Below are 20,757 nucleotides of genomic sequence, written 5' to 3' on the forward strand. Positions count from 1 at the left end.
CATGCTGCTCCGCAATATGGTACTGGCGTGGCGTAGGGATGACGGTTTGCTGAAATCAGTGAAATCGTTTTCGTGCGCAGGGAAGGGGGCGGCAGGGCTGCGCCCTGCACCTGCGGGTAGTGCCGGCCGCTGGCCGGCAAGAGCCAAAGCCAAAGCGGCTCTGGGTTGTCTGGGTTTGGCGGTGCGGTGTGGACTGGCAGGACACGCCGTAAACCCTTCCATGGGGGCTCGATGGCGCCATCCATGGCGCCAACGGTCCTGCCAGCCCACACCGCCCCACCTTTGACAGTTTCCCGGTGACGGTTGGATTGATCCTGGAGCGACATGGGGTCATGGGGTCAGATCCGTTTCCCGTTGGAAAACGGATCTGACCCCGGATTGATTTCGATATCTGACAGAGATTCATCCACGCATGGCGTGGATCCATCCACAGTTCGCGGAAATCTGTCGAAGGCGGGGTGGGTCCGGTTGCGGGGGTGTCCGCGGCATGGATGCCGCGGCCAAGCCCCCAGGGATGGGTTTACGGCGTCCCTCGCAACCGGACCCACCCCGCCATTCCACGGATCGCCGGCTTTTGCTGTTGCTTCGGCTGTTGCTTCTGAGGTTGCCGGCCAGCGGCCGGCACTACCGCGGGTGCAGGGCGCAGCCCTGCCGAATACCCCCTCATGCTGCGCCGCAGAATGCATTCGGCTGAACCTGCATGCTCTACTTGAATCGATCTAAATCCACGGTCACGTGGGTCGGGCGTCATTCCAGGGGGAGCCTTCTGCCGGTCCAGGCAGAGCTCAGCGGAACGGTGCCGGAAGGCCCGGGCCGTCTGTCTCTGCGTCATCGACTACAGGAACCCGACATGCGTCCAGTGCCGTCCGCTCCCGCCGTCCCATCATCCTCGCGCCCGCTGGCGCGCCTGGCCTGCCTGCTTGCGCTGTCGGCGGCGCCGATGCTGCTGCAGGCCGCGCCGGCAGCGCTGGAGCGCGAGGTCAACACCTTCATCGGCAGCAAGGACGACGGCAACACGTTCCCGGGTGCGTCGGCACCGTTCGGCCTGATCCAGGTCAGCCCGATCGGCAGCCACTATTCGGGTTGGCGCTATGACGACGAGAAGATCCGTGGCTTCGGCCACTCCTTCATCTCCGGTGCCGGCTGCTGGGAACAGGGCGGCCAGGTGTCGGTGCTGCCGGTCACGGGCTCGATCGGTCCGGGCGGCGATTTCGATACCGGCAACGCCAGGCAGTTCGACCACAAGGCCTACGCCGCGTCCTACACCCACGATGGCGAGGTCGGCCAGGCCGGCTACTACAAGGTGCGGCTGACCAGCTACGGCGGCATCGATGCCGAGGCGACCGCGCGTACCCGTGCTGCGGCCGAGCGCTACACCTTCAGCCAGCGCAGTGGCGATGGCCACGTGCTGGTCAATGTCGGCCAGGCCAACGAGCGCCATTCGGTGATCGGCAGCGTGGTCGATGTGGTCGGCGACCGCGTGGTCGAGGGCAAGCTGGTCACCAAGAGTTTCTGCGGCGGCCATCAGTACACCACCTGGTTCCGCATCGAGTTCGACCGTCCGTTCAAGGCGCATGGCACCTGGGGTGAGGGCGGCGGCCTGCCGGGCGCGCGCCACAGCATGGAAGGCGAGCAGAAGCCGAACGGTGCCTGGCTCAGCTTCGACCTGGCCAAGGGCCAGTCGGTGACGGCGGTCAGCGCGATCTCGCACGTGGATGCCGAAGGCGCGCGCACCAACCTGCGTGCCGAGGGCATGCAGGGTGGGTCGCTGCTCGGTTTCGACCGCATGCGCGCGCTGTCGCAGCAGGCCTGGCGTGAGCAGCTTGGCCGTGTACGCGTGCAGGGCGGCACCGCCGATGACCGCACCGTGTTCTACAGCGCGGTCTACCACGCGCTGCTGCAGCCGATGACCGGCAACGATGCCGATGGCCGCTACCGCGGCTATGACGATGGCATCCACCGTGCCGAAGGCTGGACCTATTACGAGTACTTCTCGCTGTGGGATACCTACCGCGCGCAGAACCAGTGGCTGGCACTGACCCGCCCGGACGTGGCGCGCGACATCGGCCGCACCCTGCTGGCGATCGATGAGCAGGGCGGTTGGCTGCCGCGCTGGGGCTATGCCAACTTCGAAACCAACATCATGACCGGCGATCCGGTCACCCCGTTCATGGTCGACCTGTGGCGGTTCGGTGCACTCAAGGGCCGTGAATCGCAGGCGTGGGATGCGCTGCGCCGCAATGCCTTCGGCACGCCGCCGCTGAACTCGCGCATGGCCGGCCGCTCCGGCAACCCGACCTACCTGGACAAGGGCTACGTGGCCTATGACCGCGCGTTCCCGTCCAAGGGCATGGACGTCGATCCGCACCACGGTGGTTCGGCCACGCTGGAGTACGCGCTGGCCGACTGCGCGCTCTCGCAGATGGCCGACGGCCTGGGCCATGCCCAGGATGCGGCGACGCTGCGCGAGCGCGGCCGCAACTGGCGCAAGGTGTGGGACCCGCAGGTGCGCGACGCCGAGACCGGCTTCACCGGGTTCCCGCGCCCGCGTACCGAGGACGGCCAGTGGTACACCCCGTCCGACGGCCATTACAGCCCGCGTTCGCACCACGGTTTCCACGAGGGCACGGCGTGGCAGTACCAGTGGCTGGCGCAGCAGGACGTGCCGGGCCTGGTCGAAGCGATGGACGGCCGCGAGCAGGCGGGCCGCCGCCTCGATGCGTTCTTCGCGATGGACGCGCTGCAGGCCGACCCGCTCAATGCCGCCCGCAAGGCGTGGGTGGTCGGGCCGTACAGCTACTACAACCAGTTCCGCTACAACCCGAACAACGAGCCGGACCTGCACTCGCCGTGGCTGTACACGCTGATCGGCCAGCCGTGGAAGACCGCGGCCGTGGTGCGTGCGGCGCAGCAGCTGTTCACCAATGCCCCCAACGGTGTGACCGGCAACGATGACCTCGGCACGATGTCGGCCTGGTACCTGTTCAGTGCCATCGGCGTGTACCCGGCGGTGCCGGGCAGCGGCCAGTTCCTGCTGCACACCCCGCGCTTCAGCAAGGTGGAAGTGGACATGGGCAATGGCCGCACCCTGCGCATCGACGCGCCGGGCGCCGATGGCCGCCGCCTGCAGTATGTGCAGGGCGTGCAGGTCGATGGCCAGGCGCATGCACCGGTGTGGCTGGACTGGAACCGCCTGCAGCAGGGCCCGCGCGTGCGCTTTGCGCTGGATGCGAAGGTGCCGGAGCAGGGCTGGGGCACGGCGGTGAAGGATCTGCCGGTATCCTGGTGCGCGGCACCGGGCAGCCAGCTGCGCTGAGCCGGACTGTGCCGTTCGCGGTGACCCAGCGAACGGCACGGCACGACACGGCCCTGATCCATTAGGCTTGAGCTTCCAGCGGAGTCCGGGAAGACGATGAACGACAACGGCAGCAGTCCCAGCAAGCGCGCCGGCAAGGCGGTGACGGTGACCGACATCGCGCGTGCGATCGGCGTGTCACGGGCAACCGTGTCGCTGGTGCTGCGCGGCAGCCCGCTGGTCAATGTCGATACCCGCGCCAAGGTCGAGGCCGAGCTGCGCCGCCAGCGCTATGTCTACAACCGCGCGGCGGCCAACCTGCGCCGGCGCACCTCGTCGAGCATCGCGCTGGTGATCAACGACCTGTCCAACCCGTTCTTCGCCGAATTCGCGTCAGGCGTGGACGAGGCGCTGGGCGGGCGCGGTTACGTGACGTTGCTGGGCAGCACCGGGGAATCGCCAGAGCGCCAGCAGGCCGTGCTGTCCACGCTGATGGAGCACACCCCGGCCGGCCTGATCCTGTCGCCTGCCGAGGGCAGCGACACCGCGCAGTTGCGGCAGGCGCTGGGCGCCAATGCCAACGTGCTGCTGTTCAACCGCGAACTGGCCGGGGCTGACTGGGACTTCCTGACCCTGGACAACCAGCACGGCGCCTATCTGGCCACGCGCCACCTGATCGAGCGCGGCCATCGCCAGATCGCCTTCTTCGGCGGCCACGCCGCATCCAGTTCCTGCCACCAGCGCCGCGCCGGTTTCCAGCAGGCGCTGGCCGAGGCCGGGCTGTCGCTGCCGCCGGGTTGGATGATCGAGTCGGCGCCGAACCGCCTGGAAGCAGCAGCGCGCACCGATGAACTGTTTGCCGATGGCCATCGTCCGAGTGCGGCGGTCTGCTACAACGACACCGTCGCGCTGGGCCTGATGCTGGGCTTGAACTCGCGTGGCATCCGTCCCGGTGGCGACTTTGCCGTTACTGGTTTCGATGACATTTCCGAGGCTGCGGTGGCGGTGCCACCGTTGACCACGCTCACTGCCGACCCGCGCGAGCGTGGCCGGCAAGCGGCCGCGCTGCTGCTGCAACGGCTGGACGAACCGGATGCGCCGCCACGGCGCACGGTCGCGCCGGTGCAGCTGCGCATCCGCGAAAGCAGTGCTGCGCGACCGAACTGATTCCTTTCATACACCCCTTCCACGCAACAACGACCTTCCGCGCATCGAGGCGCGTACCGCATGCCGATTTCCGCAACGCCCCGTCCATCGGGTTCCTCGGGCAACGCACCCGCCGTCACCAACGGCAAGGCGTTGGCTGTCGTCACCACGATCTTCTTCATGTGGGGCTTCCTGACCTGCCTCAATGACATCCTGATCCCGCACCTGAAGGCGGTGTTCGAACTGAACTACGCCAAGGCGATGCTGGTGCAGTTCACCTTCTTCGGCACCTATTTCCTGATGTCGCTGCCGGCGGGGCGGTTGGTGGCGGCGCTGGGCTACAAGAAAGGCATCGTCGCCGGCCTGGTGATCGCCGGCATCGGCGCGCTGGGCTTCTGGCCGGCGGCCGAACTGCGCGTCTATGGCGCCTTCCTCGGCGCACTGTTCGTGCTGGCCACCGGCATTACCGTGCTGCAGGTGGCCGCCAACCCCTATGTCGCGCTGCTGGGCCCGGAGCAGACCAGCTCCAGCCGCCTGACCCTGGCGCAGGCGCTGAACTCGCTGGGCACGGCCATCGCCCCGATCTTCGGCGGCATGCTGATCCTGTCCAACACGGTCAAGAGCGCTGACGACATCGCGGCGCTGCCGGCCGCCGAGCAGCTGGCCTACCGTGCCGCCGAGGCGCAGGCTGTGCAGGGTCCGTACGTGGGCCTGGCGGTGGCGCTGGTGCTGCTGGCGCTGTTCGTATTCCTGTTCCGCCTTCCGGCGCTGAGCGACGCCACCGAGCAGGCCGACCAGGGCCACCACCACAGCTACCTGGATGCGCTGCGCAAGCGCCACCTGCTGCTGGGCGTGCTGGGCATCTTCTTCTACGTCGGCGCCGAAGTGTCGATTGGCAGCTTCCTGGTCAACTACCTGTCGATGCCGAACATCGGTGGCTTCAGCGAGCAGCAGGCCACGCATTACGTGTCTGCCTACTGGACGATGGCGATGATCGGCCGCTTCGCCGGTTCGGCGCTGCTGGCGCGCTTCTCGCCCAGCCGTCTGCTGGCGATCTTCGCGCTGGTCAACGTGGCGCTGCTGGTCACCACCATGCTGAGCTCCGGCAACGTCGCGCTGTACTCGGTGGTGGCCATCGGCCTGTTCAACTCGATCATGTTCCCGACCATCTTCGCGCTGAGCATCGAGCGCCTCGGCCCGCTGACCAACAAGGGGTCCAGCCTGCTGATCATGGCCATCGTCGGCGGTGCCGTGGTGCCGTACCTGCAGGGCGTGCTGGCCGACCACATCGGTGTGCAGGCCAGCTTCATCCTGCCGCTGCTGTGCTACGGCTACATCATTTTCTACGGACTGGTCGGCGCGCGTACGCCGGCCTCCGCAACGCAGGGAGGCTGAGTCCGGAATGGGTGCCATCGTTTGCTTCGGCGAAATTTTGATCGATCTACTAGCACAGCCGCCGGCCTCGGCCGATACCCCGCGTGCGTTCCTGCAGTACGCGGGTGGGGCGCCGGCCAACGTCGCGGTGGCGGCTGCGCGGCTGGGTGCGAAGACCCAGTTCGTCGGCATGCTCGGCCGCGACATGTTCGGTGACTTCCTGGCCGACAGCCTGGTCGAGCATGGCGTGGGTACCGACTACATCGTGCGTACCGACGCGGCCAAGACGGCACTGGCCTTCGTGGCCCTGGATGCCAATGGCGAGCGCAGTTTCAGTTTCTACCGCCCGCCGGCGGCTGACCTGCTGTTCCGTGACAGCGACTTCCAGGCGGCGTGCCTCGACAGCGCGCAATGCTTCCACGTCTGTTCCAACAGCCTGACCGAGCCGGCCATCGCCGAGGCGACCTTCGCCGGCATGGACCGTGCCCGCGCTGCTGGTGCGGTGGTCAGCCTGGACCTCAACCTGCGTCCTGCCCTGTGGCCGGCGAACGAGGACCCGGCGCCGCGCCTGTGGCAGGCGCTGGAACGCGCCGACCTGGTCAAGCTGTCGCGCGAGGAGCTGGACTACCTGGCCGCGCCGCTGGGCGCCGATGGCGAGGCGGCGGTGCTGCGGCGCCTGCTGGCCGCGCGGGCGCGCTGGGTGATCGTCACCGATGGTGCAGCCACGCTGCACTGGTACACCCGCGACAACCACGGCACGGTCACCAGCTTCCGCGTGGCCACGGTCGACACCACGGCGGCCGGTGATGCCTTCGTCGGCGGCGTGCTGGTCGGCCTGCTGGAGCGCGGCGGGGCCGGTGCCGGTTTTACCGCCTTCTGCCAGGACCCCGAGGCGATCACCGCCACGCTGCGCTTCGGCGCTGCGGTCGGCGCGCTGGCTGTTACCCGCAAGGGCGCGTTCGCCGCGATGCCCTCGCTCGATGAAGTGCAGCAGCTGCTGCAGGCACAGGACATTACCGCATGAGCACCTCGCCCGATTTCCGTTCGCCCGCGTTCCTGCGCGCGCACATCGCCGACACCATGGCGTTCTACCACCCGCGCTGCATCGATCCCAATGGTGGCTTTTTCCACTACTTCCGTGATGACGGCAGCATCTACGATGCCAGCCATCGCCACCTGGTGAGCAGCACCCGTTTCGTCTTCAACTACGCGATGGCCTACCGCGAGTTCGGCAATGCCGAGTACCGCGACGCGGTCGAGCACGGCGTGCGCTACCTGCGCGAGGTGCACCGCAACCCCGCCACCGGCGGCTACGCCTGGACCCTGCGTGATGGCAAGGTCGAGGACGACATGAACCACTGCTACGGCGTGGCCTTCGTGCTGCTGGCCTACAGCTGCGCGCTGAAGGCAGGTATCGAGCAGGCGCGCGCGTGGATGGACGAGACCTGGCAGCTGCTGGAAGCGCGCTTCTGGGAGCCGCAGCACGGGCTCTACAAGGATGAAGCGGACGGCCAGTGGAACTTCACCGGCTACCGTGGACAGAACGCCAACATGCACATGTGCGAGGCGATGCTGGCCGCGTTCGAGGCCAGTGGCGAGCAGCGCTATGTGGAGCGCGCGCTGCAGCTGGCCGACAACATGACCCGCCGCCAGGCGGCCAAGGCCGGCGGGCTGGTCTGGGAACACTACGATGAGAACTGGGAGATCGACTGGGACTACAACCTGGACGACCCCAAGCACCTGTTCCGCCCGTGGGGCTTCCAACCGGGGCACCAGACCGAGTGGGCCAAGCTGCTGCTGATCCTCGATCGCCACGTGCAGGCCGACTGGCTGGTGCCGACCGCGCAGCACCTGTTCGACGTGGCCGTGGCGCGCAGCTGGGACGAAGCGCGAGGTGGCCTGTACTACGGCTTCGCACCGGAATCGCGCCGGCAGCCGGGCATGGATGGCGCGCCGATCGGTGGCGACAGCTTCGTCTGCGACGACGACAAGTACTTCTGGGTGCAGGCCGAAACGCTGGCGACCGCCGCACTGATGGCCAAGCGCACCGGCGATGACCGCTACTGGCAGTGGTACGAACGCATCTGGGCGTATTCGTGGGAACACTTCGTCGACCATCAGTTCGGCGCCTGGTTCCGCATCCTCGATGCCGACAACCGCAAGTACAGCGACGAGAAGAGCCCGGCCGGCAAGGTGGATTACCACACCATGGGCGCGTGCTACGAAGTGTTGAACGTGGTGCGTTGAGGCGCGTGTCGCCATACGCATGATGAATCGGAATCAGTAGCGCCGGGCCACGCCCGGCGGAAAAACAGGAGCTCCGCGTGCATCGTCTTTCCCTCGTTGTCCGTCTGCTCCTGCTGCTGGTCGCAACGTCGGCCTTCCCGGCAATTGCAGCGCCTCTGCAGGCACAGTGGGAGTTCCGCATGCTGACCGGCGACGCGCAGGGCGCCGCCCACCCAGGCCTGCAGCAATGGCGTGCGGCAACGGTGCCGGGCAGCGTGCACACCGACCTGCTGGCGCATGCGCTGATCCGCGACCCGTACGTGGGTGCGCCCGAAGCGGAGCTGCAATGGATCGGCCTGGCGGCCTGGGAGTACCGCGCGCGCTTCGACGTGGACGCGGCGATGCTGGCCAAGCCCCATGCCGAACTGCGCTTCGACGGGCTGGACACTTATGCCGAAGTAAGCCTCAACGGCAAGCCGCTGCTGCGCGCGGACAACGCGCACCGGACCTGGCGCGCGCGCGTGGAAGGGCATCTGCGCGCCAGGGGCAATGAACTGCAGATCGTGTTCCGCTCACCGATCCGCACGCTGCTTCCGGGCGTACAGGCGATGCCACACAGGATCGCTGGCAACTACCCGTCGCCGTATGGCGATGAGCCGAAGGACGCGATGGTCGGCAACTTCGCGCGCAAGCCGGCCTACCACTTCGGTTGGGACTGGGGCCCGCGTTATGTCACCGCCGGGGTCTGGCGCGGGGTCGACCTGCAGGCCTGGGATACGCACCGCCTGACCAGTATTGCCGTGCGCACCGATGCATTGAGCGCGGAGCAGGCGAAGCTGGCGGTGCTGCTGCAGGTGGAGCAGGGCAGCGCCACCGGTTCTGCGGTCGTCAATGTGGAAGTCCTCGATCCGCAGGGTCGCAGCGTGGCCCAGCAGCAGCGCACCGTACTGCTGAAGCCCGGGCAGAACAGTGTTGAACTACCGATTGAACTGGCGGAACCGAAGCGGTGGTGGCCGGTCGGCCATGGTGCGCAGGATCGCTATACCGTGCAGGCGCGCCTGGATGGCGGTGCCGACGCAACGCTGGTGCGCGAGCAGCGCATCGGCCTGCGCACGGTCGAACTGCGCCGCGAAGAGGACGGCAAGGGCGGGCAGGGCTTCGCCTTCGTCATCAACGGCGTGCCGATCTTCGCCAAGGGCGCCAACGTCATTCCGTTCGATGCCTTCCCTGCCCGCGTCGACGCAGCACGCCTGCGCCAGGTGCTGACCGCCGCGCGCGACGCCAACATGAACATGCTGCGCAACTGGGGCGGTGGCTACTACGAGGACGACGCGTTCTTCGACATCGCCGATGAGCTGGGCCTGCTGGTCTGGCAGGACTTCATGTTCGGCGGCGGCATGCAGCCGGGCTACGATCCGGCCTTCCGTGCCAGCGTGGTGGCCGAGGCGCGCGACAACGTGCGCCGGCTGCGCCATCACCCCAGCATCGTGCTGTGGTGTGGCAACAACGAGGAAGAAACCGCCTGGAAGGACTGGGGTCACGGCCGCGACCTGAAGGCGGCCGACCCGGCATTTGCGGCGAAGGTCTGGCAGGGCTATGTCGACCTGTTTGGCAACGACCTGCGCCAGGTGGTGGGCGAGGAAGGACTGGGCGTACCGTACTGGTCCAGTTCGCCCAGCAACGATCTGGACGAGAAGGCCAACGATTCCACCCGCGGCGACAAGCACTACTGGCAGGTCTGGGGCAATCCGGCGCTGCCGGTGCAGGCCTACCTGCGTGAGACGCCGCGCTTCATGTCCGAGTACGGGCTGCAGGCGTGGCCGTCGGTGGCGACGGTGGACCAGATCGCCACCCGCGCCGAGCAGCGCATCGACAGCCCGGTGATCCGTGCACACCAGAAGTTCATGGCCGGCGAGGGCAACAGCCGCCTGTTGCACTACATCGAACAGGGCTATGGCACGCCGAAGGACTTCGAGGACTTCGTCTACCTCAGCCAGGTCATGCAGGCCGATGGCATCGCACTGGCGGCGCTGCATCATCGCGCCTCCCGGCCATACACGATGGGTTCGCTGTACTGGCAGCTCAACGATGTCTGGCCGGGCGCCTCGTGGTCCAGCGTGGATTATTTCGGCCGCTGGAAGGCGCTGCACTTCGCCGCGCGGCGCTTCTTCGCGCCGGTCACGGTAGCCGCGCTGCGCGATGAGGGCAGCACGCGGGTACGCCTGATCAATGACGGTGTGGCGCTGGATGCACGTTGGCGGCTGCGGGTGATGGACGTGGAAGGGAAGGTGCTGCGCCGTCGCGAGGATGCGGTGACGCTGGCGGCGTCGGGCGTCACCTCGATCGGTGATTTTCGCGATGCCGAGTTGCTGGCCGGTGCCGATCCGAAGCGCACGGTGGCGGTGTTTGAGCTGCTGCAGAACGGGGCGGTGAGCGCACGGCAGGTGGTCGGATTCGTCGAAGCCAAGGACCAGGTATTGCCGCGGCAGAAGCTCAAGGCCACCTTGTCCATCGAAGGCGACCACTATCGACTGCGGCTGGAAAGCGCGGCGTACGTGCGCGCGGCGTGGATCGACTTCGGCGCGCTGGACGTGCAGGTCGAAGAAAACCTGCTGGATCTGCTGCCGGGCGAAACCCGCGATATCGCGGTGCGCGGCCCGGCGGATCTGGTTACCCTGCGCGAGGCGCTGAGGGTGAAGACCCTCAACGACCGTTGAGCAAAAAAGGGGACGGAGGGGATTAAGTCGTTTGTGGCACACATGGGCCACAAACGACTTAATCCCCTCCGTCCCCTTTTTCCTGCTTACAGCTGGATCTGCTGGAAGTTCTCGACCCGCTCGTGGCCGTTGGCGGACTGGCCGGTACGCGGCATCGGGTAGTCATCCAGGCGGTCGATCAGCCGGGTCTGCAGGCCGGCTTCGCGGGCAGCATCCAGTTCTTCGACCACATCGGACAGGAACAGGATCTCGCCGGCCGGCACGCCAATGGCCTGCACGATGCGGCGGTAGCTGTCGGCCTCACGCTTGCCACCCATCTCGGTATCGAACCAGCCCGACACCAGCGGGCTGAGGTCACCGGCATCGCTGAAGCCGAAGAACAGCTTCTGTGCCGGCACCGAGCCGGAGGAGTACACGTACAGCGGCAGGCCGGAGGCATGCCAGCCCTTCAGCACCGGTGCCACTTCCGGGTAGAAGTGCGCGGTGTAGTCGCCGCGACGGTAGCCCTCATCCCAGATCAGGCCCTGCAGCGCCTTCAGTGCGGTGTGCTTGCGGTCCTGGTCAATCCAGCCCTGCAGCGTCTCGGCCACCAGGCTGTCCTGGCAGGCGCCGCCGATCTCGGTAGCCACCGCGTCCAGCCAGCGGCGGACCTCCGGCTGCTGGCCATGTTCGGCGACGAACGCGGGCAAGGCCTTGCGGGCATAGGGGAACAGCACGTTCTTGACGAACGAGATGCTGCTGGTGGTGCCTTCGATGTCGGTCAGGATGACGCGGGGCTGCATGGATCAGGACGCCTGGGTAGGTACGTAACGGGGGAACTTCTGCGCGATGTCGGTGCCGGTGAAATGACCCACCCAGCCGTCCGGTTCGGTGAAGAAGCGGATCGCCACGAAGCTCGGTTCATCGCCCATGTCGAACCAGTGGGTGGTGCCATCGGGCACGGCGATCAGGTCGTCCTTCACGCACTCGATCTCATAGACCTTGTCACCCACGTGCAGGGTGAACAGGCCCGAGCCTGCGACGAAGAAGCGCACCTCGTCTTCCTTGTGGAAGTGCTCGTCGAGGAACTTCTTGCGCAGCTCGGCGCGGTTCGGGTTGTCCGGGGCGATCGAGGCCACGTCCACGCTCTTGAAGCCGCGCTCGGCGACCAGGCGGTCGATGTCCGCACGGTAGGCGGCGAACACTTCCTCCTGGCTGGCGCCCGGCGCGACTGGCGCGGTGGCCTGCCAGCGCTCGAAGGTGACGCCTATCTTCTGCAGCTCGGCAGCGATGACCGCGCCGTCCTGGGTGTCCAGCAGCGGCGATTCGGGGCGGGTGTCGTCGTAGATGCGCAGTCGGCTCATGGCGGCAGCTTGAACGTCTCGGGGGGAAGACAGGGTAGCAGGGTGGGGGCGAGGCGCAGATTCCGGATCGGCATCTGCACCTGCGCGCGGGCTCAGCCGCGCAGCTTGCGCAGCTCGAGCTCGCAGTGGAACAGGAATTCGAAGGCTTCCAGGTGCCGGCGCGCCTCGGCCATGTCACGGCCCCAGGCATACAGGCCGTGGCCGTCGATCAGGTAACCCCACAGGTTCTGCCGGTCGAGCAGGTCGTCGACCTGCGCCGAGAGCACGTTCATGTCCTGGGTGTTGGCGAACACCGGTACGTCGATGGCCATTTCATGGGTGCTGTTGCCGGCGAAGGCCTTCAGCAGCTCGTAGCCTTCCAGGCGGATATGACCCTGCGGCGCGTACAGGCGCGAAGCGATGGTCTGCACCGGCGAATGCGTATGCAGCACACAGCCGATTTCCGGGAAGCGGCGGTACAGCTGGGTGTGCAGCAGGGTCTCGGCGGACGGGCGCAGCGGGCGACCGACGGCCAGGCCGTCGAAGTCCACCACCATGATGTCGTCCTCGATCAGCCGGCCCTTGTCCTTGCCGGACACGGTGATCGCGGCGTGGCGGTCATCCAGGCGGTGGGAGAAATTGCTGCTGGTGGCCGGGGTCCAGCCGGCGTGCGCCAGTTCGCGGACGTTGTCGATCAGCAGCTGGGCCAGTTCGCTCAGGCGCGCGGTGTCGTACGGGAAGGTGGGGGCGTTCATGCCGGCGATTTTACTGGATTCGGCCAACGGCTGAGCCCCTCGTGGCGGGTCGTGTAGAGCGGTTCATGGGCGGGCGGGGCGGGTGGGCCGTGCAGGGGACGCTGCAAGTACGTCCCTGTAAGCTCGATGGCGCCATACATGGCGCCAACGCCCCTGCACGGCCCACCCACCCGCCTCGGACAGGTTCCGGCGTGCGGCCAGCCACGGAGTGAAGAAGGAAAAGCGAAAAGCGGGTCGCGGCGCTGGGCTTGCTCGGAGCCGAGCATGGCTCGGCTCTACAGGGGATTCATCGACCGGAGAGAATTCATCTCTCAGACGCAATTCATCCACGCATGGCGTGGATCTACCGGACGTGCCAGGAGACTGTCGGAGGCGGGGAGGGGGGAGGTTGCGGGGGCGTGAGCCGCATGGATGCGGCGACCGAGCTTACAGGGATGTACTTGCAGCGTCCCCCGCAATCTCCCCCCTTCCCGCCAAACCCTCAGCCCAGCTCTTGCCGTCGCTCCGGCTTCAAAGGCGGGTGCAGGGCCGCAGGCCCTGCAATACAAAAACCCCTTACTGGCCCCGCAGGCGGCTGTGCCGGAACCCGTAGCAGAAATAGATCACGAAACCGACGACCGTCCACACCCCCATCAGCATCCAGTTGTGCATCGTCATCGCCGACAGCAGCGCCAGGCAGCTCAGCACGCCCAGGCCGCAGATCAGCCACGCCATCGGCATGCGGAACGGGCGCGGCAGGTCCGGCTGGGTGCGGCGCAGGATCAGCACGCCGGCACAGACTGCGGCGAACGCGATCAGCGTGCCCATCGAGGTCAGCTCGCCGAGGATGTCCAGCGGGAACAGCGCCGCCAGCAGCGCGATGCCGATGCCGGTGATCACGGTGTTGATGTGCGGGGTGCGGTACTTCGGGTGGATCCTGGTGAACACCGGTGGCAGCAGGCCGTCGCGGCCCATGATCATGAAGATGCGCGGCTGGCCGATGATCATCACCAGCACCACCGAAGACAGGCCGACCAGCGCACCGACCTCGACCACCCAGCGCAGCCAGCCCAGCTGTGGGTGCGCGGCCACGGCAGTCACCACCGGCTCGTCGGTGCCCAGCAGCTGGAACGGCACCAGGCCAGTCATCACTGCGGCCATTGCGATATACAACACGGTGCAGATCACCAGCGACAGCATCATGCCGATCGGCATGTCACGCTGCGGGTTCTTCGATTCCTGCGCCGCCACCGATACCGCCTCGAAACCGATGTAGGCGAAGAACACCATCGCCGCGCCACGCAGCACGCCTTCCATGCCGTACTTGCCCGGGCCTTCATTGGCCGGAATGAACGGGGTCCAGTTGCTGGTGTCCACGTATTTCCAGCCGACCACGATGACCAGCACGATCAGGCCGGTCTTGAGCACGACCATCGCCATGTTCATCGCCGAGGACTTGCTGATGCCGACGTAGCACAGCCAGGTCAGCAGCAGCACCAGTGCGGCGGCGGGCAGGTTGGCGATCGCGCCGGTGGGGCGCAGCTCCGCGTCCAGTGGCGCGCTGACCAGTGCCGCCGGTAGATGGATGTCGAACTGGCTGAGCAGGCTGAGGAAATAACCGGTCCAGCTGACCGCCACCGCCGAGGCGGAGACGCCGTACTCGAGCACCAGCATCCAGCCGATGAACCAGGCCGAGAGCTCGCCGAAGGTGGCGTAGGTGTAGGTGTAGGCGCTGCCGGAGACCGGCACCATCGAGGCGAATTCGGCATAGGCCAGCGCGCAGAAGGCGCAGCAGATGGCGGCCAGCACGAAGGACAGCATGATCGCTGGGCCGGCGTGGTTGGCGGCGGCCTGGCCGGTGATGACGAAGATGCCGCCGCCGATCACCGCGCCGATGCCCAGGGCGGTCAGCCCCCAGGGGCCAAGGTGGCGACGCAGGCTCAGGCCGTTGGCGTCTTCATGGGCGGCATGCGGATGCTTGGTGGCCCACAGTTGCTTGAACATGTGTGGTGGTCTTGTCGAAGCGCGCCATGGGCGGCGCGCGGGAAAACGGAGGGGCCGGCGCGAGGCCGGCCCGAAGGCGGATCAGGGCGACTTGGCGAGCTTGCTGTTGCGGATGCCGTAGCCCAGGTAAATCAGCAGGCCGAGCAGCGTCCAGCCAACGAACAGGTGCCAATGCACCACGAACGCCTGCCAGAACAGGAACAGGCAGGTGGCCGCGCCGAGCGGGCAGATGATCCAGACCATCGGCACGCGGAACGGGCGGTGCAGGTCCGGCTTGGAATAGCGCAGCACCAGCACGCCGATGCAGACCGTGGCGAAGGCCAGCAGGGTGCCCATCGAGACCAGCTCGCCCAGCACGTTCAGCGGCACCAGGCCGGCCAGCGCGGCGGCGATCACGCCGACCACGATGGTGGCGACGTACGGGGTGCGGAAACGGGCATGGACCTTGCCGAAGAACTTCGGCAGCAGGCCGTCGCGGGAGATGGTATAGGCGATGCGGGTCTGGCCCATCATCATCACCAGCACCACCGAGGACAGGCCGGCGATGGCGCCGACTTCCACGAACGTCTTCAGCCAGGACAGGGTCGGGTAGGGCTCCAGCGCGGTCGCCACCGGCTTGTCGGTGCCCAGCAGGTGGTACGGCATCATGCCGGTCAGCACCGCACAGACGATGATGTAGACGATCGTGCACACGGCCAGCGAGCCGAGCAGGCCGATCGGCATGTTGCGTTGCGGGTCCTTGGTCTCACCGGCAGCGGTGGAGACCGCATCGAAGCCGATGTACGCGAAGAACACGATGGTGGCGGCGCGGAAGATACCGCTCCAGCCGAACTCACCCGGCACGCCGGTGTTTTCCGGAATGAACGGGTGCCAGTTGGCCGGGTCGATGTGGGCCGCGCCGATGCCGATGAACAGGCAGATGACGGTGACCTTGATCGCCACGATGATCGCGTTGACGAACGCCGACTGGGTCACGCCCACGTACAGCAGGCCGGATACCGCCGCCACGATCAGCACCGCCGGCAGGTTGAACAGCTTGCCGGAGGAGACGAACTCGCTGCCGGTCCAGGCGATGGGCGCGGCGCTGAGCATGTCCGGGAAGGGCATGTGCAGCGTGGTGGTGATGAAGCTGATCAGGTAGGCCGACCAGCCCACCGCGACCGAGGCCGAGGCGAACAGGTACTCCAGCACCAGGCACCAGCCGATGAACCAGGCCATGCCTTCGCCGAGGGTGGCGTAGGAATAGGAGTAGGCACTGCCGGAGACCGGCATCATCGCCGCGAACTCGGCATAGCACAGGCCTGCCAGCGCACAGGCGAAACCGGCCAGCACGAACGACAGCATCACCGCCGGGCCCGCGTGGTTGGCTGCGGCCTGGCCGGTCAGCACGAAGATGCCTGCGCCGATCACCGCACCCACGCCCAGCAGGATGAGGTGTTTAGCCGTGAGGGTCCGTTTCAACGTGGCTTCGCCGTCCAGGCTGCCTTCGATGGGTTCGCCGGCATCGACGTGCCCGGCCGGCTCGACCGGCTTGACCCTCAACAGAGCTTTCAGCATGCAGTACTTCCTAGTGATCGGATGGGGTGGGCGGCCGATACGTTGCCGGCTGCCTTGAATGGTGAAGGCCGTGCGAACGGCCCGCTGTACCTTAGCCAAAGCTGAAGCCAACGCACAAGCGCAATCGCAACAATGAACGGCGATAATGAGCAGTATTTTTCCGAACCGTCCCCATTCATGAGCCAGACCGCCGAAACCCTTGCCGCGCTTGACGATCGCCTGCGCGGCCTGCTCCGGGACTACGCGCGCCGCGAACCCGCCCACGACGCCCTGGCTGCCGAATTCGGCACATTGCTGGATGATCCGGAAGATCCGTTCCGCCGCGAGCGACTGGCCGGCCACTTCACCGCCAGTTGCTGGCTGGTCAGCGCCGATGGCCAGCGCCTGCTGCTCACCCACCACCGCAAGCTGCAGCGCTGGCTGCAGCTGGGCGGCCACGCCGACGGCGACCGTGACCTGGCCCGGGTGGCGCTGAAGGAAGCCGAGGAGGAGTCGGGCCTGAGCGGCCTGGTGCTGGAAGACCCGGCCATCTTCGATCTGGACAAGCACTGGATTCCCGAGCGCAAGGACGTGCCGGGACACTGGCACTACGACGTGCGTTTCGTGATCCGGGCGCTCGGTGGCGAGGCATTCGTGCTCAGCGAGGAATCGCTGGACCTGGCCTGGCGGCCGGTAACCGAGGTCGCGGCCGACCCGGCGTCGGATGAATCCATGCAGCGCATGGCGCGCCGCTGGCTGGCACGTTGATGCTCTCGGACGGCTGTGCCGCGTTTGTTGCGGCTCATGCCTGTGGCGAGGCGAAGCACGATGCTGCCCTTGCGATGATCAAGGCTGCATTGCCAGTCATCACATCCATCGACTGGGAGCGCGTGCCATCGCGCCTGGAGGTCCCCGGGGTGGGGCGGGAGCGGCTGGCGCAGGAGTTGAGCGCCATTGCAGATGCTGTTGGCTTGCCAAGCGAGGCTGCGTTGACGGTTGTCCAGGTGGATGGGGCGGTACCTTCGCTGGGCAGCCGCCTGCAGGACTGGCTGGTTCATGCCGAGGAGCTGGATTTCGTCGATACGCTGTTCCTGTCGATGGAAGACAGGGTTCTGATCCATTGGGACTTTTACAAGAACCTCCACGCCGTAAGGTTCTGAGGTGTTCCATCCACGCCATGCGTGGATGGTGCGACGCCGGAAGCAATCCGCCGGGGCATGCCCGGCGACGCCTTGCTCAATACAAGATGCGCGTCCGCAGCGTGCCCGGAATCGCGGCCAGCTCGTCGCGGACGGCGGCGGCCTGCGCCTCGCTGGCGGTGATGTCGATCACCACGTAGCCCACCTTCGGGTCGGTGCGCAGGAACTGGCCGTCGATGTTGACGTTGTGGCGCGAGAAGATCTCGTTGACCCTGGACAGCACGCCCGGCACGTTCTGGTGGATATGCAGCAGGCGCAGGCTGTCCTCGTGTTCGGGCAGGGTCACTTCCGGGAAGTTGACCGCCGACAGCGTGCTGCCGTTGTCGCTGTAGCGCACCAGCTTGGCCGCCACTTCCACGCCGATGTTGTCCTGCGCTTCCAGCGTGCTGCCGCCCACGTGCGGGGTCAGGATCACGTTGTCGTGGCGGGTCAGCGGCGACTCGAAGATATCGCCGTTGCCCTTCGGTTCGACCGGGAACACGTCCAGCGCGGCACCGCCGACGTGGCCGCTGGCTAGCGCTGCGTCCAGCGCGTCGATGTCGACCACGGTGCCGCGCGCGGCGTTGATCAGGTGCGCGCCCTTGCGCATCTTCGCCAGCTCGGTGCTGCCGATCATCCACTGCGTGGCCGGGGTCTCCGGCACGTGCAGGGTGACGATGTCGGCGCGGGCCAGCAGATCGTCCAGGCTCGCCGCGGCACGGGCATTGCCCAGCGCCAGCTTGGTTTCCACGTCGTGGAAGATCACCTGCATGCCCAGCGATTCGGCCAGCACGCCGACCTGGGTGCCGATGTGGCCGTAACCGATGATGCCCAGCGTCTTGCCGCGTACTTCATGGCTGCCGCTGGCCGACTTCGACCAGCCGCCGCGATGGCACTCGGCGTTCTTCTGCGGAATGCCACGGGTCAGCATGATCGCCTCGGCGATCACCAGCTCGGCCACGCTGCGGGTGTTGGAGTAGGGCGCATTGAACACCGGGATGCCGGCCAGCTCGGCCGCGTCCAGGTCGACCTGGTTGGTGCCGATGCAGAAGCAGCCCACCGCGATCAGGCGCTTGGCCTCGGCCAGCACCTCGGCGCTGAGCTGGGTGCGCGAACGGATGCCGACGATGTGCGCCTCGGCGATGCGCGCCTTCAGTTCGTCCTCGGGCAGTGCCTTGGTGTGCGCCTCGATCTGGCTGTAGCCGGCGGCGCTGAACACCTCCACGGCGGTCTGGCTGACCCCCTCCAGCAACAGTACGCGGATATCCTGCTTCGGGAACGAGGTCTTCTTCGGCGACATGGGGCAACACGGCCAGTGGGACAGGGGCTGACCACTATGCCAGATCGAAGCGCCCATGGTGCAGTGCGCAATTGGTTGCATCCGTAGCTATCTGTATCGCTGCGGGGCTGGACGCTGGCGCGTACCGCTGGCACGCTTGCCCGTCTTCACGCACCGCGTTGGACCGTCATGACCGATTCCCGCATTGCCTCGCTGCAGCAGGCCTGTCCCGGCCTGAAGCTGAAGACCGACCCGGCCGACCTGGAGCATTACGGGCGCGACTGGACCCGGCGCTGGACGCCAGCGCCGCTGGCGATCGCACTGCCGGCCACGGTCGAGGAAGTGCAGGCGGTGATGCGCTGGAGTGCGGGCGAGGGCGTGGCCGTGGTGCCGTCCGGCGGACGTACCGGCCTTTCCGGTGGCGCGGTGGCCGCCAACGGCGAGCTGGTGCTCAGCCTGGAACGGATGAACAAGGCACTGGCCTACGACGCGGTCGATCGCACCCTGGTGGTGCAGGCCGGCATGCCGCTGGAGGCCGTGCACAACGCCGCGCTGGACCACGGCCTGATCTACCCGGTGGACTTCGCTGCGCGCGGGTCGTGCACGATCGGCGGCAACATCGCCACCAATGCCGGCGGCATCCGCGTGATCCGCTATGGCAATACCCGCGAGTGGATCGCCGGGCTGAAGGTGGTTACCGCCAGCGGCGAGCTGCTGGAACTCAACAAGGGCCTGATCAAGAACTCCAGCGGCTATGACTTCCGCCAGCTGCTGATCGGTTCGGAAGGCACGTTGGGCGTGATCGTCGAGGCGACAGTGAAACTCACCGATCCGCCGCCGGCCAGCAACGTGATGCTGCTGGCAGTACCCAGCTTCGAGGTGCTGATGCAGGTGTTCGCCGCGTTCCGCGCGCGCCTGCAGCTGCAGGCCTTCGAATTCTTCACCGACCGGGCGCTGGAGCACGTGCTGGCGCATGGCGCGCAGGCACCGTTCGACGAGGTGCATCCGTACTACGTCGTCACCGAGTTCGCGGCCAACGACGAGGCACAGGAAGCCGCGGCGATGGCGGCCTTCGAGGACTGCATGGGCAACGGCTGGGTCAGCGACGGTGTGATCAGTGCCAGCGATGCCCAGGCCGCCCAGCTGTGGCGCCTGCGCGAAGGCATCACCGAGTCGCTGGCGCGCTACAAGCCCTACAAGAATGACGTCTCGGTGCGGATCTCGGCGATGCCGGCGTTCCTGGCCGAGACCCAGGCACTGATCGGGCAGGCCTACCCGCACTTCGACGTGGTCTGGTTCGGCCATATCGGCGATGGCAACCTGCACATCAACGTGCTCAAGCCGGACGACACCAGCGACGCCGACTTCGTGGCGCAGTGCGAGCACGTGACCAAGCTGCTGGCGCAGGTGCTGGCCCGCTTCGATGGCAGCATCTCCGCCGAGCACGGCATCGGACTGGTCAAGAAGGGCTACCTGGACAGCACCCGCGCCCCCGCCGAGATCGCGCTCATGAAGGCGGTCAAACGCGCGTTCGATCCCCAAGCGCGGCTGAATCCCGGCAAGCTGTTCGACGCCTGAGCCGGGCAAATCCTTCACGTACCCGTTACGCTCCACGCACCTTCACAACCGGCTTCGAACCGATGACCCGTCCGCTTCTGCTGCTCGCCCTGCTGTCCCTGCCGCTGGCCGGCTTCGCTTCCAGCTTCGCTGGCACCTCGGCCGGTTCGGCGACCGGTGCCTCCTCCGGTTCCTCGGGCAGCAGCTCGGGCGACGACAAGGTGGTGCGAGCCGCGCGCGACGATGCCGCTGCGTTCGTCGCCAGCGACGGCCAGATCCGTGGCGCCCGCCTGCAGGCCGCGCTGGTCCACCTGCGTGAGCAGAGCGCTGCCGCACAGCAACAGAGCGACCTGGAACTGGCCCGCGCGCTGCTGGCGCGTTGATGCGGG

16 protein-coding genes are annotated in these 20,757 nt (G+C 67.0%); 10 read left to right on the forward strand and 6 right to left on the reverse strand.

Annotated elements, in window-relative coordinates; genetic code table 11:
• Positions 1-850 precede the first annotated feature (850 nt).
• From AC5P56_RS13040 to AC5P56_RS13065, 6 genes are all read left to right on the forward strand, one after another.
• A complete protein-coding gene (locus AC5P56_RS13040; RefSeq protein WP_075077211.1) occupies positions 851-3,316 on the forward strand; it encodes a GH92 family glycosyl hydrolase in 2,466 nt (821 codons plus the stop codon).
• 96 nt (positions 3,317-3,412) lie between these two features.
• On the forward strand, positions 3,413-4,462 hold the full coding sequence (locus AC5P56_RS13045; protein WP_014646964.1) for a LacI family DNA-binding transcriptional regulator: 1,050 nt from the start codon (positions 3,413-3,415) through the stop codon (positions 4,460-4,462).
• A gap of 60 nt (positions 4,463-4,522) precedes the next feature.
• Entirely contained in the window at positions 4,523-5,836 is a 1,314-nt protein-coding gene (gene fucP, locus AC5P56_RS13050) for an L-fucose:H+ symporter permease (RefSeq protein WP_032957977.1), read from the forward strand.
• A 7-nt stretch (positions 5,837-5,843) separates the two neighbouring features.
• Positions 5,844-6,839 carry a carbohydrate kinase family protein gene (locus tag AC5P56_RS13055; protein WP_046430385.1) on the forward strand — a complete coding sequence of 332 codons (996 nt, stop codon included), beginning with the start codon at positions 5,844-5,846 and terminating at the stop codon, positions 6,837-6,839.
• Entirely contained in the window at positions 6,836-8,062 is a 1,227-nt protein-coding gene (locus AC5P56_RS13060) for an AGE family epimerase/isomerase (protein ID WP_014646967.1), read from the forward strand. The genes AC5P56_RS13055 and AC5P56_RS13060 overlap by 4 nt, the downstream gene beginning before the upstream one ends.
• A 77-nt stretch (positions 8,063-8,139) precedes the next feature.
• On the forward strand, positions 8,140-10,758 hold the full coding sequence (locus tag AC5P56_RS13065; protein WP_495231718.1) for a beta-mannosidase: 2,619 nt from the start codon (positions 8,140-8,142) through the stop codon (positions 10,756-10,758).
• Between the two features lie 86 nt (positions 10,759-10,844).
• Here the strand turns inward: AC5P56_RS13065 and mtnC are convergent, their stop codons facing one another.
• From mtnC to AC5P56_RS13090, 5 genes are all read right to left on the reverse strand, one after another.
• On the reverse strand, positions 10,845-11,540 hold the full coding sequence (gene mtnC / locus AC5P56_RS13070) for an acireductone synthase (RefSeq protein ID WP_014646969.1): 696 nt from the start codon (positions 11,538-11,540) through the stop codon (positions 10,845-10,847).
• Between the two features lie 3 nt (positions 11,541-11,543).
• Positions 11,544-12,101 carry a 1,2-dihydroxy-3-keto-5-methylthiopentene dioxygenase gene (locus tag AC5P56_RS13075; protein ID WP_005409451.1) on the reverse strand — a complete coding sequence of 186 codons (558 nt, stop codon included), beginning with the start codon at positions 12,099-12,101 and terminating at the stop codon, positions 11,544-11,546.
• 92 nt (positions 12,102-12,193) lie between these two features.
• Positions 12,194-12,835 (reverse strand): methylthioribulose 1-phosphate dehydratase, encoded by a 642-nt coding sequence (locus AC5P56_RS13080; protein WP_041863375.1) that lies wholly within the window; start codon positions 12,833-12,835, stop codon positions 12,194-12,196.
• A 555-nt stretch (positions 12,836-13,390) separates the two neighbouring features.
• The gene (locus tag AC5P56_RS13085) at positions 13,391-14,818 is read right to left on the reverse strand and encodes an amino acid permease (protein WP_134808819.1); all 1,428 of its coding nucleotides are present in this window, start codon (positions 14,816-14,818) and stop codon (positions 13,391-13,393) included.
• A gap of 81 nt (positions 14,819-14,899) precedes the next feature.
• The gene (locus AC5P56_RS13090) at positions 14,900-16,375 is read right to left on the reverse strand and encodes an amino acid permease (protein ID WP_014646972.1); all 1,476 of its coding nucleotides are present in this window, start codon (positions 16,373-16,375) and stop codon (positions 14,900-14,902) included.
• Positions 16,376-16,507: 132 nt separating this feature from the next.
• Between AC5P56_RS13090 and AC5P56_RS13095 the strand changes: the two genes are divergently transcribed.
• Together AC5P56_RS13095 and AC5P56_RS13100 are read left to right on the forward strand one after the other, a co-directional pair.
• On the forward strand, positions 16,508-17,122 hold the full coding sequence (locus tag AC5P56_RS13095; RefSeq protein WP_288496772.1) for an NUDIX hydrolase: 615 nt from the start codon (positions 16,508-16,510) through the stop codon (positions 17,120-17,122).
• On the forward strand, positions 17,122-17,514 hold the full coding sequence (locus AC5P56_RS13100) for a hypothetical protein (protein ID WP_053495366.1): 393 nt from the start codon (positions 17,122-17,124) through the stop codon (positions 17,512-17,514). The genes AC5P56_RS13095 and AC5P56_RS13100 overlap by 1 nt, the downstream gene beginning before the upstream one ends.
• Positions 17,515-17,590: 76 nt before the next feature.
• Here the strand turns inward: AC5P56_RS13100 and serA are convergent, their stop codons facing one another.
• A complete protein-coding gene (gene serA / locus AC5P56_RS13105) occupies positions 17,591-18,832 on the reverse strand; it encodes a phosphoglycerate dehydrogenase (protein ID WP_005416356.1) in 1,242 nt (413 codons plus the stop codon).
• Between the two features lie 168 nt (positions 18,833-19,000).
• On the opposite strand from serA, the gene AC5P56_RS13110 reads away from it, so the two are divergent.
• Both AC5P56_RS13110 and AC5P56_RS13115 read left to right on the forward strand, forming a co-directional pair.
• Positions 19,001-20,389, forward strand: coding sequence for an FAD-binding oxidoreductase (locus tag AC5P56_RS13110; protein WP_126412054.1), 1,389 nt, complete (start codon positions 19,001-19,003; stop codon positions 20,387-20,389).
• Between the two features lie 62 nt (positions 20,390-20,451).
• On the forward strand, positions 20,452-20,751 hold the full coding sequence (locus tag AC5P56_RS13115; protein ID WP_014646975.1) for a DUF2388 domain-containing protein: 300 nt from the start codon (positions 20,452-20,454) through the stop codon (positions 20,749-20,751).
• Positions 20,752-20,757: the final 6 nt, after the last annotated feature.

Source organism: Stenotrophomonas sp. YJH_SMC_131, assembly GCF_059367975.1.